Source organism: Synechococcus sp. PCC 6716, from assembly GCF_022570815.1.
GTDB lineage: Bacteria > Cyanobacteriota > Cyanobacteriia > Thermosynechococcales > Thermosynechococcaceae > Thermosynechococcus > Thermosynechococcus lividus.
This window is the reverse complement of sequence record NZ_JAKLTU010000001.1, coordinates 456381-471955: the sequence shown is the minus strand read 5'-3', so window position 1 is coordinate 471955 and position 15575 is coordinate 456381. Positions and strand designations below refer to the sequence as shown.

Below are 15575 nucleotides of genomic sequence, written 5' to 3'. Positions count from 1 at the left end.
GTTTCCCCTCAATTAGCACTATCCTAACCCGCTAGGGGCGCACCGGCAGCGATCGCTCAGCCAACGCTGCCTCAAGGGCAGCGGCCATCACCGCAGTGGGAGCCGGTTGGCCAAGCCAGTGCTCAAGGGCTGCCGCCCCCTGGTGCAGCAGCATCGTTAATCCATCAATGGTGTGCAGTTGCCGCGCCATAGCCAATTGCAGCAGCAGGGTAGGGCGAGGTTTATAGATTAAGTCATAGACCACTGCTGTGGCAGGCAATTGCGCTAAATCCTCAACCGCAAGGGGGGTTGCCTCAGGGTGAGGACTCATGCCAATGGGGGTCGTATTCACCACTAAGCGAATGTCTCCGAGACACGAAGTGCGTGCCTCCCACGGCAGCGCCTCCAAAGTGAGATTCGGCCAACTGGCTACAAAGGCTGCCAACCGCTCCGGCTGACGGCCACTCACATAAAGCTGTGAGCACCCTAAATCATGGCAGGCCGCCACCACTGCTCGGGCAGCACCGCCATAGCCTAAAACCAGTACCGCTGTGTCTGACCAGTTCCAAAGGAGCGATCGCAGCGGCGCTAAAAAACCATGCACATCTGTGTTGGTGCCTACCCACCCTTGGTCACTGCGATAGACCGTGTTCACCGCCCCTACCTGCTGCGCCAAGTCACTAATGGCAGCCAAGTGAGGCACAATGGCCTCTTTGTGGGGAATGGTAACATTAAAGCCCACTACCCTCAGTGCCGCCAACCCCGCTATGGCCGCCTCCAAATCGCTGGCCTTGACCGCAAAGGGCACATAGACATAATCCAGCCCTAAGTATTCCAGTGCGGCATTGTGCATAGCTGGCGAGAGGGTATGGGAAATGGGGTCGCCAATCACCCCCAAGAGCTGGGTATTGCCGGAAATGGCAACCATCAAGACTTAGACCGCTTCGTGGTCTTTTTCGCTGGTGCGGATACGGATCACCTGCTCCACTGGGGTGACAAAGATTTTGCCGTCGCCAATTTCCCCCGTCCGTGCGGCTTCAATGATTTTGGCAACCACCATATCCACTTGGGTATCTTCGACAACAATTTCTACTTTTAACTTTTGTAAAAACTCCACCGTATATTCTGAGCCACGGTAGCGTTCCGTCTGCCCCTTTTGGCGTCCAAAGCCCCGTACCTCCGAGACCGTCATTCCCACAATTCCAGCATTCACTAGGGCAATCTTTACTTCATCAAGCTTAAAGGGACGAATAATTGCTTCTACCTTTTTCAAAGTAAACTCCTTACCTATGGCCGTCAAACTAAGGTTCTCTCTCTATTTAGCACTGGCTAGAGACGATAACGTGTAGCAATAGCTACATTATCTTCCATCCCAGACACAGGGACACTTTAACTCTAGGATTGATAATAAAAAATCAACTAGCAGGAGGAACACCCATGGGGTGGCAGCGACCCGATGGCCGAGACCCACAGGAGTTGCGATCGCACCGCTTTCAACGGCACTTCACACAATTTCCCCTCGGATCGGTGCTAGCCCAAGCCGAACAAACCCACGTTTTGTGTACCGTGAGTGTGCGCGAAGGGGTACCCAAGTTTTTGGAGGGCAGTGGCCGTGGCTGGTTAACCGCCGAATACCGCATGCTTCCCGGTGCCACGCGCCAACGGCAGGAGCGGGAAGTGTTAACACTCTCTGGCCGCACCCAAGAAATTCAACGCTTGATTGGTCGCAGCTTACGCGCCGCCCTAGACTTTAGCCGTTTGGGGGAGCGCACGCTCATTGTGGATGCCGATGTGTTACAAGCGGATGCCGGCACCCGTTCTGTGGCCATTACTGGTGGCTATATTGCCTTAGTCGATGCGGTGAATCAACTCGTGAAGACGGGTGTCCTAGCAGAATCGCCCCTGATTCAGCAGGTGGCCGCCGTTTCCGTGGGACTCATTGACGGGACGGCTTACTTGGATCTCACCTATGCCGAAGATGTCGCGGCTAGCGTTGACTTTAATGTAGTGATGACCAGTGACGGCCAATTTCTTGAGGTACAAGGCACTGCCGAGGCCGGAGTCTTTAGCCGCAGTGACCTCAATACCATGCTCGATGCCGCCGCCCATGGGATTCACCAGCTTGTTTTAGCCCAACAACAAGCCCTAGCAGAGCATTATGACTAATACTGCCATTTACCTCGGACACATTGTTAAATCCAACTCCCACTGTGATTACATTGCCCAACTGGTGGATCAGTTTGATGTGCCCACCCCACCGCAACCGGAAGACTATGGTTTTGGCCGCTTTGTGCAACTCGCGGATGAGCAGCGGCACTGGGCCGTTGGTGTCATTTATAACTCCCAATTGCTCAACCCGCAGTTTAATCAACTTAGCCCGCGCTTAACAACCACGGCAGACACCTTCCTCAGCCCGGATTTGGTGAGTGAAACCCGCACCCTGCTGTGGATTGCCCTCATTGGCCACCTTGAGCAAGCTCAGGGACACGCCTACGGTCAACAGGGAATCCCAACCTTGGTGGTGCCTGTGAATACGCCAGTGTGGCAGCTAACCCCAAAAGAGATCGCGGCCTTTCATCGCAGCCACAACGGACACGCCCAGTTTCGCTACTATGCCCATCTATTGCGCTCAACGGGGAACTATGCTGCTCCCCTGCTTGCCCATATTCTGGAAACCATTACCCCCTTATTTGAGGGCAAAGAGCGGCGATCGCTAGAAATTCTAAGCAAGGAGTTGGCATGGCGGCACACCCTTGGTAGTTTGCGCTAGGCAGCGCCATTGCTATACATATAGCCCAGCTTCGCAATCAAAATTCATGAAAAATCGTGTGCAATAGTGACAAAACTGCGGAGTTTCTGCTAAGGTCTTTAAGTGTGTGAGGAGCGAACCAGTTAAGGGCACCGAGACGAAACACGGCCAGTCGTCGGTGCTCTTTCTGATTTTTGCAACTACAGAGATATGGAGGCGATCGCCAGTGAAGAGGAATGCCCCCACTGTACGCAGAGTAGCAGCCTTGGGGACTCTAGGTGTAAGCGTTTTCCAGATCAGCAGAGCTGCTGCCACTGACAGGACGGTGACGAGTGCTGCCGCTGCAAATTTTAATCATTGAAGATGACCGTGACATTGCCACGCTTGTCGAAAGCACGCTCACCAGTGATGGCTTTAGTTGTCGTTTGTGTCATGATGGCCTGCAAGGGCTAGAGTTAGCCAAAGACCTCCAACCCGATTTAATTATTCTTGACCTGCTGCTACCGCGCCTTGATGGCCTTGAACTGTGTGCTCGTCTGCGTCAAAAGCCCCTTGCCAAAGATCCTTATATTTTGATGCTGACAGCTAAAAGTGATGAAATTGACCGTATTGTGGGTCTTTCCACGGGCGCTGATGATTACTTAGTGAAGCCCTTTAGCCCTCGGGAACTCATTGCCCGGGTGCGGGCATTGTTGCGACGGAGTTTACGCCAAGGGGGGCAAACCCCCATCTACCGTACGTCCAGCTTTACCCTTGACCCCGACCAGCGAAAGGCAGTGCGCCATTTAGGTCACCAGCCCCCAGAAACCCTTGATTTAACAACCCTTGAGTTTAACTTACTGATGCACCTGATGAGCCAACCCGGGCGAGTGTGGCAGCGAGAACAATTAATTGAGCGGGTGTGGGGGAGCGACTACTTTGGGGATGATCGCGTTGTCGATACCCACATCGCGCGACTGCGAAAAAAGGTGGAACCAGATCCCAGTGAACCAAGGTTTATTAAAACTGTCATTGGGGTGGGGTATAAGTTTCAAGACCATGCTTGAGTAGAGGTATGCTGGCGCGGGTTTGGAGTGCAGCGGTTTTGGGCATTGATGCCATTCCAGTAGGGGTTGAGGTGGATGTGGCTGGGGGGCTGCCCGCCATTGTGGTGGTGGGGTTGCCGGATGCAGGGGTACAAGAGGCTCGGGAGCGGGTGAAGGCGGCCATTCGCAATGCTGGGTTTAACGTGCCGATGCGGCGGATTGTAGTCAATTTAACGCCAGCGGATTTGCGGAAGGAAGGCCCCAGTTTTGACCTGCCCATTAGTCTTGGTATCTTGGCGGCCTCTGGTCAGGTCGCCACGGAGGTGCTGGGGGATTATCTCTTTCTGGGGGAGTTGTCTTTAGATGGCACACTACGTCCGGTTGCTGGGGTGCTCGCGATCGCCGTTGCTGCCCAAGCCCAAGGCATGAGCGGGTTGGTGGTGCCCATGGCCAATGTGGCTGAGGCGGCGGTGGTGCAGGGCTTAAGGATCTACGGTTGCCAGACCCTTACGGAGGTGGCCGCATTCCTCAATGACCCGGCATCGCGATCGCCTACAACAGCACTGTCGGAACCAGTGCAGCGCCCTTCCTTTACCCTTGATCTAAAAGATGTCAAAGGCCAGTACCAAGCCCGCCGCGCCCTAGAAATTGCTGCTGCCGGTGGCCATAATCTGATCTTTGTCGGGCCACCGGGGAGTGGTAAAACCATGCTGGCACGGCGACTACCCACGATTTTGCCACCCCTGAGTTTTAGCGAAGCCCTAGAAGTCACGAAAATCCACTCTGTTGCGGGGTTACTCAAGGAGCGGGGGCGACTGATCCAAGAGCCACCCTTCCGCAGTCCCCATCACTCAGCCTCAGGTCCCGCCCTAGTGGGGGGTGGCAGCTATCCTCGTCCGGGAGAAATCTCCCTTGCTCACCGTGGTGTCTTGTTCCTAGATGAATTAACGGAGTTCAAGCGGGATGTTTTAGAATTTTTGCGCCAGCCCCTTGAGGATGGGCAGGTCACCATTTCCCGCACCCGCCAATCGGTGGTTTTTCCCGCACAATTTACTCTGGTCGCCAGTACCAATCCCTGCGCCTGTGGCTACTATGGCGATCCGGTGCAACCCTGTACCTGCTCACCCCGCCAGCGGGAACACTACTGGGCAAAGCTTTCTGGCCCACTCCTAGATCGCATTGATCTGCAGGTGAGTGTGAGTCGTCTTACCCCTGAGGAAATTACCCGCCAGACCTCAGGGGAAGACTCGCAAACAGTACGGCAGCGGGTTTTGGCAGCGCGGCAGCGATCGCAACAGCGCTTTGCCCACGACCCCGGTCTGCACTGTAATGCCCAAATGCAGAGTCGCCATTTGCGCCAGTGGTGCCGCCTTGATGACTCCTCGACCACCTTACTCGAAGGGGCGATCGCCAAGTTAGGCTTATCGGCGCGGGCAACAGACCGTATCCTAAAAGTAGCCCGTACCATTGCCGATCTGGCTGCCAGTGAACCCCTACAAGCACCCCATGTGGCCGAAGCCATCCAGTACCGCACGATTGATCGACTCCAATAGGCGCTGGTTACTGCTTGGCCTACTGGCACTCCTCAGCATCCTGCTGGTGGGGTGTAGTGCACCCCGTGCCAGCGATCGCCTCGAGATCACCTTCTGGCATGGGGTCAACCCCCCTGCTAACCGGGTTGTCCTGCAACGCTTGGTCGATCGCTTTAATGCCCAGCATCCTCAGATCCACGTCCAAGCCCTCTACGTCGGGCAACCCGACCAGCAACTGCCGAAAATCTTAGCTGCCGTTGTGGGGGATGCCGCGCCAGAACTGCTCTGGTACAACCCCACCATCACCGGCCAATTTGTCGATCTGGGGGCATTGCGTCCCCTTGATGACTGGTGGGCTACCACGCCCTATCGGAAGCACATCAGCCCTGCCCTCCTGCCCACGATGCGCTACGGTGACCACTACTGGTCCATTCCCTTTGCCACCAACAATGTCGGTATTTTTTACCGCCCCAGCCTGTTTGCTGCCGCAGGCATTACCACTCTCCCCACCACTTGGCAGGAGCTAGAGGCCGTTGCCCAAACCCTGAAAACCACGGGAACCATGCCCCTGCTGCTGGCTCTAGGACAAGGGGAATTCACAGTCTTTACATGGTTGCCCTTTTTTTGGAGTGCCGGGGGGCACCTCGGAGACACTGCCGCCACCGCCCACATTGACACCCCTGCCGCCATCACTGCCCTTGAATTTTGGCAACGCCTCCGCCAAAAAGGGCTAGCCACCCTGTCTGCCCCCGAGCGCGGCTACGAACTGGATCAATTTATCCGTGGGGAGGTGGCGATGCAAATTAGCGGACCATGGACCCTAGGGCAACTGCAACAGTCAGGGGTGGACTTTGATGTTTTGGCCATCCCTGCCCTGACAACCACCGCCACAGCTCTCGGAGGTGAAAACTTGTTTGTCTTTCGCTCTAGCCCTGAGCGCGAACAGGCCGCCCTCGACTTTCTGAGTTATGTCCTCAGCGAGGAGTTTCAAACCGAGTGGGCCGTGGGAACCGGCTATTTACCCGTAAATGAAGCCGTCTTGACTAGCGATCGCTATCAAGCATTTTTAGCCACACAGCCCACCCTGAAGGTATTTTTGGAACAACTACCAACAGCTCAAGCACGGCCAAATTTTCGCGGTTATGCCCGCTTTTCCCAAAATGTGGGTCGCGCCATTGAAAGTGTCTTACTACAAAAAGCGACTCCCACAGCCGCTGTCAAGACTGCTGAGAGCCGCTGGCAACTGATGCGCCCCCGCTAGGCTTAAAATAGACTGGCCGCCGCCTTCACCATATTGCCGGGGTTAAAGGCATCCATAGCCGCAGTGGGTTCATAACCACAGTGCACCATACAATCGCGGCACTTGGGATTACCACTCTTGTGGCCATAGTTCTCCCAGTTCGTATTGTCTAGGAGTTCTTGCCACGTTTGATAATGACCTTCGTTCAGTAAGTAGCAAGGCTTCTGCCAGCCTAGCACACTGTAGCTCGGCATCCCCCATGGAGTACACTCATAATCTTTCTCGCCAACAAGAAAGTCGAGGAACAGGGGATTATGGTTGAAGTTCCAGTTCTTCTTGCCCGCACGGTAGGGTGCCAGAATCTCGCGGAAAAGGGCACGGGTTTGCTCTCGCTTCAGGAAATGCTCTTGATCCGGTGCCCACTCGTAGGCATACCCCGGAGAAATCATCATCCCATCCACACCAAGGGAGCTAATAAAGTCAAAGAAGGCTTGCATGTCTGCCACATTCGCGCCCTCAAAAATTGTCGTGTTCGTGGTGACGCGAAAGCCTTTTGCCTTGGCTGCCTTAATGGCCTTGACCGCAATATCGAAAACTCCCTTGCGATCCACACACTTGTCGTGCCACTCCCGTAAGCCATCTAAGTGAACGCTGAAGCTAAAGTAGGGGGAGGGCTTAAATTTGTGGAGGTTCTCCTCCAGTAAAATACCATTGGTACACAGATAAACAAACTTGCGCCGTGCCACTAGGCCACTGACAATTTCATCAATTTGCGGGTGCAGTAGGGGTTCGCCGCCGGGAATGGCCACAATGGGCGCGCCACACTCTTCAACCGCCCGAAAGCACTCTTCCGGGGTGAGGTATTTCCGCAAAATGTCTAGAGGATGCTGAATTTTGCCGCAACCGGAACAGGCAAGGTTACAACGGAAGAGAGGCTCAAGCATCAAGGTGAGCGGAAAGCGTTTTTTCCCTTGGAGGCGTTGTGAGATAATGTAGGTGGCGACTTCCACTGCTTGCTTGATGTGGACTCCCATGCGTTAATCTCCTCAATGGGGCTAATGACTCCATCTAAAACTCTTAACAGATGTTTATAGATGCTTATAGTTGTAGCAGCTTTACAGGCGATCGCTAAAGTGTCCTATCAAGTTTCCAAAGTGTCACACACGAGAGGTAGGGGTGGGTAGCGATCGCCACCAGCTCCAAGGGGCAAGAAAGTTTTTTCTAAAGACCCCTAGTCAATATTGACAGAGGTGCGTATAATCAGAGACCATTAGAGTAACTGTAGAAAAATGACTCTAATACTTAACTTTAATAGCCCAAGAGACAAAAAGTTAAGTACTCCCATCTCATCCCAGTTGGCCTTCGGTGGCATCTTTACTACCTGCAACCTGTGCAGAGTCTTCAGGTATCACCAACTTTGCATTCTAGCGTTCGTTGCCAACTGACCTCTACAGCAACTCTGACACCAACCTTACCTCTAGCCATACGTGCTGTCGTCTCCACTGTTTGCGGGGGGGCAGCGATGGCTTAGATCTAGCCGTTAGCTTTTTAGCCAATTCATGCTTACGTTTGTTGCGTTAAACTATCCAAGGATAATGAATGCCTAAGCAAATTATTATTGCCGAGCAGCATCGGCTGGCGGCAGTTTTTGCCGAAGATCAAATTCAAGAGCTCATTGTAGCCACCGGCAGCCATCAGGTGGGAGATATTTACCTCGGTGTGGTTGAAAATGTGCTTCCCGGTATTGATGCTGCCTTCGTCAATTTGGGTGACACCGCCCGCAATGGCTTTATCCATGTCACTGACCTTGGACCGCTGCGGTTAAAGCGTACCGCTGGGGCAATTACCGAACTGCTCAGCCCCCAACAAAAGGTGCTGGTGCAAGTGATGAAAGAACCCACTGGCAACAAGGGGCCACGGCTGACGGGGAACATTTCCCTGCCCGGTCGCTATCTGGTGCTCATGCCCTACGGGCGAGGGGTGAACCTGTCGCGGCGCATTGCCAACGAAGCGGAACGGCACCGGCTGCGCGCCCTCGGTATTTTGGTGAAGCCAGCGGGGATGGGGCTACTTGTGCGCACTGAAGCAGAGGGCATGAGCGAAGAGGCCATTCTCGAAGACCTAGAGCTATTGCAACGGCAGTGGGAAACCATTCAACAGCAAGCCGCATCTAGTCGTCCTCCCCTGCTGCTAGGGCGAGATGACGATTTTATTCAGCGGGTGCTGCGGGATGTCTATAGCAGTGATGTGAACCGTATTGTGGTGGATACCGCCGGTGGGGTGAAGCGCGTGAAGCAGCACCTAATGAACTGGAACAGTAATAAACCGCCCGTGGGTGTGCTCATTGACCATCACCAAGAGGCCATTCCCATTCTCGATTATTTCCGGGTCAATGCTGCAATTCGTGAAGCCCTGAAGCCACGGGTCGATTTACCCTCAGGGGGCTACATTATCATTGAACCCACAGAAGCCCTAACGGTCATTGATGTTAACTCTGGCTCCTTTACCAGTTCGGCGACCTCACGCGAAACAGTGCTGTGGACCAACTGCGAAGCAGCAACGGAAATTGCCCGGCAACTGCGACTGCGCAATATTGCAGGGGTGATTATTGTTGACTTTATTGACATGGACTCCCGCCGTGATCAACTTCAGTTGCTTGAGCACTTTAGTAAAGCACTGCGAGCCGATAAAGCCCGTCCCCAAATTGCCCAGCTTTCAGAACTGGGACTGGTCGAGCTGACGCGGAAACGGCAAGGGCAAAATATCTATGAACTGTTTGGCCGTCCCTGTGCAGCCTGTGGAGGCTTAGGGCATTTAGTGCATTTACCCGGGGAGCCGGACGATAGCCCCGGAGAAAGTGTGGAGCGATCGCCCCTGCCACGACCGGCAGACCCCCGCCGTAGCATCGATAACCGCAGCGAACCCAACGGCTTCACCTCAAGTGGTACCACCACAGAGACGCAGTTTCTCAATCATCCCGACTACCAAGAGGTAGGCGGAGCACGGCGATCCACCTCGCGCTCCCCCCGCGGTTCTAGTGGCAGTAATAGTCGTCCGCTGCGCCGCAACAGCGACAGCCGCAGTAGTGAGAGTAGCAATGGTCGCAAGGTGATTACAACCCCCACAGTGGTTGAGGTTGCCAGCCCTGTGGTCAAGCTCAGTCCCGAAACCCGGTCGGCTCGTCCACCGCGCCCCAGTCGTTCGGAGCCGCCAGAGGTGGTCACAGTCACGATGACGGATCAAGAGCAAGCTATCTATGCAGAAATCGGTATTTCACCCTTAGTTTTGCACAGCGAGGAGGTTAAAAATCCGCGCTCAGCCATTGTGATGGTGGCTAGCCCGGGTCAAGAGCCGCTGCCCTTACCAGAGAAAGTGACGCGCCCCCTTGGGGATCCATTGCCAGAGGATCCCCTTGAAGGTGAGACCCCCTTAGATAGCAGTGATAGCAGTGGGGAGTTGCCGCCCATCCCCCTTGAGCCGATCGTTGCGACCGTGCCACCAACTGAAATAGAGCAGGTCGTAGAGGTTCCGCAAGCAGCCCCTACGGAGAGTTCACTCCCCGCGGAGCCAACCGTATCGGCAGGACGACGGCGACGGCGGCGCGTCACCAGCAGTAGTGACTCCCCTAATCCGGAAACCTAGAGACAGCCAGCATGGTGGAACGCCTGCGGCAGCTACAATCTGAGCAGATTTATGAGTGGGTGGGTCGGGTTCCCTTAGACGGCACCCCGCTGCAACGACTCCCCAAGGTTGCAGCCGATGCCTTTGCCTTTGAGGTGTTGACCCATGACTATGCATTAACTGTGGGCGATGGGGCATTATCGTTTCCCTTAATGAGTGTGGTGAAGCCGTTTTTGTTGCTCTATGCCCTCACGCATTGGGATCAGCAGGTGTGGGAGTGGGTTGGGCAGCGTCCCTCCGAGTACCCGTACAACTCTGTCTTGCAATTAAGCTTGGATCAGGGGTGGCCCCGAAATCCGATGATCAACAGTGGAGCGATCGCCTTGGCCAGCCGTTTGAGTCAAGCCGGTGGCGTGGCTGCATTTCAAGAGTGGCTGAATCAGTGTGCGGGGACAGCCTTGACGGTTGATCCGGTTGTGCTTGCAGCGGTCTATCGCCATCCTAACTGGCACAATCGCAGTTTGAGCTACTACTTGGCAGAGGCGGGTAGCATCACAGATGCAATAGCCGCCTTAGACAGCTATAACCAGATCTGCTGCCTTCAAGGGACCATTCACGATGTTGCCCGCTTGGGACTGCTTCTGGCGTGCCCCCATCCTGCAATTCGCGATCGCCATCGCCACATAGTGAATACCCTGATGCTCATGTGTGGCCTCTACGAGGATTCGCCCCGCTATGCCCTTGACATTGGCTTGCCCATGAAATCTGGAGTGAGTGGCCTTGTCCTAGCAGTGGTACCTCAACAGGGGGCGATCGCCTGCTATAGCCCTCCCCTTGATGCCAGTGGTAACTCTGTCTTGGGGCTGCACCTCCTCCAGTGTATCAGTCGCCACCTCAGCCTCAGTCCCTTGAGCTAGGTAAACCCAGTGAACTACCGCTATTGAATCAACAATTACAATTCGCTCAGTCGCCTTCCATGCAAGGCTGTTTGGATTGGACTAAAAGCTGTTGCCGCAATTATCTCACGCTTCCATCAACGATTTGAAGCGGAGGATTCTTGTGGGTTTTGCTAAAAAGGTAGAGAACCATGTCGGGGCAATTTGGTACTTGGTTCACCACTACAACCCATCCTTACTTGTTTAGCACTACCACCGTTTGATCTCGGTTTGTGAATGGATTATTGGCAGGACTATACTCATCTATCTCCCATGTAGCAGGGATACCCAACCTGTTATTCAGATCGCGACGTACACTTTCAACAAAACCTCCGAGAATCCCCGCGCTTCGACAAGCCGCGGAGGGATAGGAGCGGTGGCTGAGGGGTACACCTTCGGTGGGCTTTATCTACGACACCCCGAAAAGCCGCCAATAGCGTATAGTCGTCGCAGTGAACCTCACAGCTTGAAAAATGTCTCAAATTTTTACCGTATCTTGCAAACTGGAGGTGTTGCCGCAGCAGGCTGAAACACTTGATGCGGTGCTGACTGCCGTTGCAAAATGCTGTGAGATCGATAGATAATCGACCTACAAACGTTGTTCCCTTTTGCAAATGTATTGTCGGACATCACTCTCATCACACTAACGAGGCTAGGACATGCAACCCCCTAACCCCGACCAGTTTACCGACCTCACAGTACCTCTGGGCACGGGCAGCACCGAAGGAGTTTGGCAAAAACCGCTACTATGTTGAGTAACAATTTTAGCGTTGCCTATTCGGATGAGTCCCTCGACCCGCAGTCCTGACCTTGAGGTGGAACAACTCCCCCAGTTATTACAGGCCGCTCGTGCCCGCTATCTGGCCGGGGAGCGATCGCCAACGGTTGTCAAGCCTCTGTGTCAAGCCCTGCGAGCCATTTTAGAGCGCAGTATCGATCCCAATGGCGACAGCCAGCAACGGGGGGGCTACCTCCAACGCCTCGTTGAAGCCTATTTTCGCTTATTTCCCCGCTGTTTGGACGGTGTGAGCCGCACTCAACTGCAACAGCAATCGCTCCACAAAACCGTCCTGCGGCTGCTGCAAATTCCCGCTACAGTGATTCAGGATGAGTACAATCGTCTCAATCGGGGACACTATAACGGCCCACTCAAACAACTGGTGCTAGCGTTTAGTCGGCCAGCGCTGATGCAGCGCACCCCACCCCCAACCCTCACAGAAGCAGAGTGTTTTCTCGCCTTTTTTATTCAATGCTTGCGCCAAGAGCTGGGAGCCAGCGTTCTGCTGACCCCCCAATTTCGCCAAGAGTATCGGGATCTGCTGCGCACCGTTTGCCTTGGCAGTGCTGACCCCGATCACTGTCAAAGTAATCTTATAGGATGGCTATGGGAAGCTATGAAATCCTTTGACCCGCTGAAGCCCTTTAGTGCCAGCGGCCATGGCCGACCCACCTTTGAAGCATGGGTTCGCACCGTTGTCAGCAATAAGCTGGCGGACGAAAAACGAAAACTGCTGAAACGGGAAGCGGATGAACTGCTATTTTACGAAAGCCGCGCCCTGCAAGTCTTTCAGGATCGCTACAGCGCATCGCCGCCAGAGATTCAGCGGGAGATTGACCCCAAGGCCTGCATCAGCCTGATCACGATTGTGCAAACGGAAATTACCGATCCGCGCATCCGCGCCTCCACCGCTCGCCTGCGGCAGCACATTGCCCAACTACTCGGTTGGAGCATTGAATATACCCGCGATGTCCATCAGCAGGTGCGGCGCATTTTGGGGCGTTACGTCCAGTCCACCCGCTCCTTGAATATTTGCTCCACCGATAGCAACCAAGAATGGATTGATAACTATCCTGATGCCCGCTCCCTACCCAGTAACAGTGGCCAAGGTATTGAATGTATGGTGGACTTTCTCAATGATCCCCAAACCCCCACATGGGTACGGGACTGGTGTGAGCGGCGCCGCACCCAAGCGGAAATTGCCCGCGAACTCTTTGTGAGCCAACCAACAATTTCCCGTTGTCTGGGTCGTGAATATCGCCTCTGGCTCTACCGTAAATTCTTTCAAGATCCGCAGATTCCTGAGTGGATGAAACGCTGGTATGACACCCAATCAATTCCCAGTCCCCATCAACGGCGGCAAACTCGACGGGAGATTCACCCCGAATATGCCCGTGGTACCTGCACTGCGAAGCAAATTGATGACCAAATAGAAACCAAACTCGCCCAGTGGTGCGATCGTAACGGCATTTACTATCTTCCCTAGGCGGTTTGGCTCAGTTTCTCGTACTTGGTTTGGATAATAACTGCTATGACTTCTTTCTTGGCACCGGTTGTTCCCATTCGTTCCCTGACATTAGATGCCGCCCACGCCGTCCTCAAGGAGTGCCGCCCAAGCCGCCAGCAACAGGTACTGCCCTATCTTGTAGCTCTCTATACGTTTATTGACTGGTGGGAACATGAAGGGGTGCTGAGTAAGGCAGACGACTGGGAGGATGTGCCTCCACAACTTACCCTTAGTACAACATGGTGTGAGCGTCCAGATGTTTTAGATTTACTCGATATTGCGGATCTGAATTTGGAAGGGGTGCAACTGGCTCTTTATCCTGTAGAGCAAGGTAAGGCGCTAGAAATCCACTGCCCCACCTTCTTAGGGGTGGTGAATGCTGATATTGCGGTTGCTGTTGCCTTGGATCGCGATCGCCGCTGGGCACGAATTCTCGGCTTTAGCGATCGCCAAACCCTCGTCAATCATTGGCAACAGTTCCCTGCAAATGCCCAAGGCTTCGGTACCTTTCCCCTAGAGCAACTGCAACCCATTTACTATCTTGCGGAGCAAATTAGCTTCCTGACTCCGCTGCCGGAAGCCCCCCCCAAAGCTGCCCCCACCAAGGGCAATACCTATGGCGAGCCGTTGCACAACATTCCAGAGTTGGCCGCCTTACTACAAACCCTTGAGAGCGAGCCTCCTCTGGAGCGCTCCAGCATCGATCAAGCAGCGGTACAGCGTCTTTTGCAAGCGCTTCAGCAGGGCTATGGCACTCCGGCCTCGGAAACTCCCTTATCGCGGGACTAGATCTCAGCGACTGCTCGCTCAATTAAGCGGCGTGCTAAGGTCTGAACCCCTGTGTGGTAGTAATAATTCGTGGTCATGTCGAGGAATGCCCCTAAGTAATCAAGGTTCTCCTTCGAGAGTTCAATAAAGTTCTGTAAACTGTTCACCACCTTTTCGGGCGTTAGATCCCGCGAGGCCACAAACTGACTCATCCAACCTTGCACCGCGCCAACGCTTTGGAGAATAAAGCCCAACTGACCCGCAGGGCTGCCGCCGGGGACAACGCTACTAATGGCCTTGAAGGTTGGATTTTCTTGCAGGTCGTTGGGTTGCAGACTGTGGAGCGTGTTGAGACATTTCAACAAAAAGTCGGGGCCTAAGGGAATTAAGCCATCGAAGCAGATCAGTGCCGCCATACGCATTAAGGATTCGCCACCATAGTCCCCGAGGGCGCGGAGGAAGTCACTGAGGCTGTCCCCCGGAATCCCGTTGATTTGGCAGAAGGCAAGGATCTCAACAATCAGTTTAATGCTCAGATCAATGGCTTGTGCCCGCTCGGGTTTTGGGGTGATTTTGTCGAGAAAGCCAAGGAAGGAGATTTTTTCACCGACCTTGTTCGCTAAGGCGGCGGCACCTAGGAGTGCGTCGGTATTATCCACGGTTTGGTACAGCCACAGTGCCCGCTGATACCCCTGTGACCGATCGTTAAACAGCCGTACAGCGCGCTCGCCAATTTGTCGCACCAAGGCTGGATCGGTTTCTCCCGTCACATGGCGGATGGTGTTATCAAAGCCAACAATATTCTGCCACTGCCCGGGGATGACGAAATCTAGGGCTTTTAGCGACATCACCGTAATGCCGCCGCTGGGAAGTTGGTCAACAACTTTGAAGATGGCCTCGCTCACGGAATCTCCTTATGACTGGGGGATAGGTTACTGCGCTAGTTGCGCCAAACCAGCTAGGTCAAACTTTTCAATCCAAGCGCGGCGATCGCTGGCGCTAAAGCTTGGATCGCGGGAGAGCACTTTCACCTGATACCGATTGGCCACCAGAATGGCGGTTTGAGTGGTACCAATTTCGAGGGCAGGGTAACCCGCAATGGTAGTGGTGCTGTTTTGGAATTTGGCGGCGGCGTCCGGCAGACTAATGGTGTCTGAAATCGCTAGCATGGCAAGGTCTTTGCCATCTTTTTTGAGTTTTGCTTCCGCAAACCCTTTTTTCTCTTGCACGTAAATTCGCTCGTAGCCATCACCCTCTGGGGGAAAGAAGCGGTTAAATTCACTACCTTGGGTGGCCTCGCGAGCCACTGCTGCCGGAGCATTGCGCTGGGTGCTCTCCTGCTGAACCTGTTCGTAGGGTGACGGGGGTGTAGCGGCACAACCAGTCACCACTAAGGTGAGGGCTAGCAGTAGGGCGGTGAACCAGCGGGTGAACGGCATTA

14 protein-coding genes are annotated in these 15575 nt (G+C 54.3%); 9 read left to right on the top strand and 5 right to left on the bottom strand.

Annotated elements, in window-relative coordinates:
• Window positions 1–31 precede the first annotated feature (31 nt).
• Window positions 32–907, bottom strand: coding sequence for a shikimate dehydrogenase (locus L5220_RS02225; protein ID WP_448527442.1), 876 nt, complete (start codon window positions 905–907; stop codon window positions 32–34).
• Window positions 908–913: 6 nt separating this feature from the next.
• Window positions 914–1252, bottom strand: coding sequence for a P-II family nitrogen regulator (locus L5220_RS02220; RefSeq protein WP_099797607.1), 339 nt, complete (start codon window positions 1250–1252; stop codon window positions 914–916).
• A 164-nt stretch (window positions 1253–1416) separates the two neighbouring features.
• On the opposite strand from L5220_RS02220, the gene rph reads away from it, so the two are divergent.
• From rph to L5220_RS02195, 5 genes are all read left to right on the top strand, one after another.
• Entirely contained in the window at window positions 1417–2145 is a 729-nt protein-coding gene (gene rph / locus L5220_RS02215) for a ribonuclease PH (protein WP_448515157.1), read from the top strand.
• The gene (locus L5220_RS02210) at window positions 2138–2749 is read left to right on the top strand and encodes a DUF8166 family protein (protein ID WP_448515158.1); all 612 of its coding nucleotides are present in this window, start codon (window positions 2138–2140) and stop codon (window positions 2747–2749) included. The genes rph and L5220_RS02210 overlap by 8 nt, the downstream gene beginning before the upstream one ends.
• 311 nt (window positions 2750–3060) lie before the next feature.
• Window positions 3061–3774: a response regulator gene (locus tag L5220_RS02205; protein ID WP_227517456.1), complete on the top strand. Its 714-nt coding sequence runs from the start codon at window positions 3061–3063 to the stop codon at window positions 3772–3774.
• Between the two features lie 8 nt (window positions 3775–3782).
• Window positions 3783–5306 (top strand): YifB family Mg chelatase-like AAA ATPase, encoded by a 1524-nt coding sequence (locus L5220_RS02200; RefSeq protein WP_099797610.1) that lies wholly within the window; start codon window positions 3783–3785, stop codon window positions 5304–5306.
• Complete coding sequence (locus L5220_RS02195) at window positions 5290–6546, top strand: ABC transporter substrate-binding protein (RefSeq protein WP_499571310.1); 1257 nt, start codon at window positions 5290–5292, stop codon at window positions 6544–6546. Before L5220_RS02200 ends, L5220_RS02195 begins: the two co-directional genes overlap by 17 nt.
• Window positions 6547–6548: 2 nt before the next feature.
• Here the strand turns inward: L5220_RS02195 and hpnH are convergent, their stop codons facing one another.
• Entirely contained in the window at window positions 6549–7559 is a 1011-nt protein-coding gene (gene hpnH, locus L5220_RS02190) for an adenosyl-hopene transferase HpnH (protein WP_448515160.1), read from the bottom strand.
• Between the two features lie 565 nt (window positions 7560–8124).
• On the opposite strand from hpnH, the gene rne reads away from it, so the two are divergent.
• The 4 genes from rne (at window position 8125) to L5220_RS02170 (ending at window position 14155) form a co-directional block, all read left to right on the top strand.
• Entirely contained in the window at window positions 8125–10167 is a 2043-nt protein-coding gene (rne, locus tag L5220_RS02185) for a ribonuclease E (RefSeq protein ID WP_499571308.1), read from the top strand.
• Between the two features lie 11 nt (window positions 10168–10178).
• Entirely contained in the window at window positions 10179–11063 is an 885-nt protein-coding gene (locus tag L5220_RS02180; protein ID WP_499571306.1) for a glutaminase, read from the top strand.
• 800 nt (window positions 11064–11863) lie between these two features.
• Window positions 11864–13345 (top strand): hypothetical protein, encoded by a 1482-nt coding sequence (locus tag L5220_RS02175; protein WP_099797615.1) that lies wholly within the window; start codon window positions 11864–11866, stop codon window positions 13343–13345.
• Window positions 13346–13390: 45 nt separating this feature from the next.
• Window positions 13391–14155 (top strand): hypothetical protein, encoded by a 765-nt coding sequence (locus L5220_RS02170; RefSeq protein WP_198406074.1) that lies wholly within the window; start codon window positions 13391–13393, stop codon window positions 14153–14155.
• Here L5220_RS02170 and L5220_RS02165 read toward each other — a convergent pair.
• Both L5220_RS02165 and L5220_RS02160 read right to left on the bottom strand, forming a co-directional pair.
• Window positions 14152–15039 (bottom strand): hypothetical protein, encoded by an 888-nt coding sequence (locus L5220_RS02165; RefSeq protein WP_448515165.1) that lies wholly within the window; start codon window positions 15037–15039, stop codon window positions 14152–14154. The two genes, L5220_RS02170 and L5220_RS02165, sit on opposite strands and share 4 nt — an antisense overlap.
• 27 nt (window positions 15040–15066) lie before the next feature.
• Window positions 15067–15573 (bottom strand): hypothetical protein, encoded by a 507-nt coding sequence (locus L5220_RS02160; RefSeq protein ID WP_499571304.1) that lies wholly within the window; start codon window positions 15571–15573, stop codon window positions 15067–15069.
• Window positions 15574–15575 lie beyond the last annotated feature (2 nt).

Bases quoted from the DNA above. Each gene is read 5' to 3' on its own strand.
- L5220_RS02160 (WP_499571304.1), bottom strand. From the start codon at position 15,573: ATGCCGTTCACCCGCTGGTTCACCGCCCTACTGCTAGCCCTCACCTTA.
- L5220_RS02175 (WP_099797615.1), top strand. From the start codon at position 11,864: ATGAGTCCCTCGACCCGCAGTCCTGACCTTGAGGTGGAACAACTCCCC.
- L5220_RS02225 (WP_448527442.1), bottom strand. From the start codon at position 907: ATGGTTGCCATTTCCGGCAATACCCAGCTCTTGGGGGTGATTGGCGAC.
- rph (WP_448515157.1), top strand. From the start codon at position 1,417: ATGGGGTGGCAGCGACCCGATGGCCGAGACCCACAGGAGTTGCGATCG.
- rne (WP_499571308.1), top strand. From the start codon at position 8,125: ATGCCTAAGCAAATTATTATTGCCGAGCAGCATCGGCTGGCGGCAGTT.
- L5220_RS02200 (WP_099797610.1), top strand. From the start codon at position 3,783: ATGCTGGCGCGGGTTTGGAGTGCAGCGGTTTTGGGCATTGATGCCATT.
- L5220_RS02180 (WP_499571306.1), top strand. From the start codon at position 10,179: ATGGTGGAACGCCTGCGGCAGCTACAATCTGAGCAGATTTATGAGTGG.
- hpnH (WP_448515160.1), bottom strand. From the start codon at position 7,559: ATGGGAGTCCACATCAAGCAAGCAGTGGAAGTCGCCACCTACATTATC.
- L5220_RS02210 (WP_448515158.1), top strand. From the start codon at position 2,138: ATGACTAATACTGCCATTTACCTCGGACACATTGTTAAATCCAACTCC.
- L5220_RS02170 (WP_198406074.1), top strand. From the start codon at position 13,391: ATGACTTCTTTCTTGGCACCGGTTGTTCCCATTCGTTCCCTGACATTA.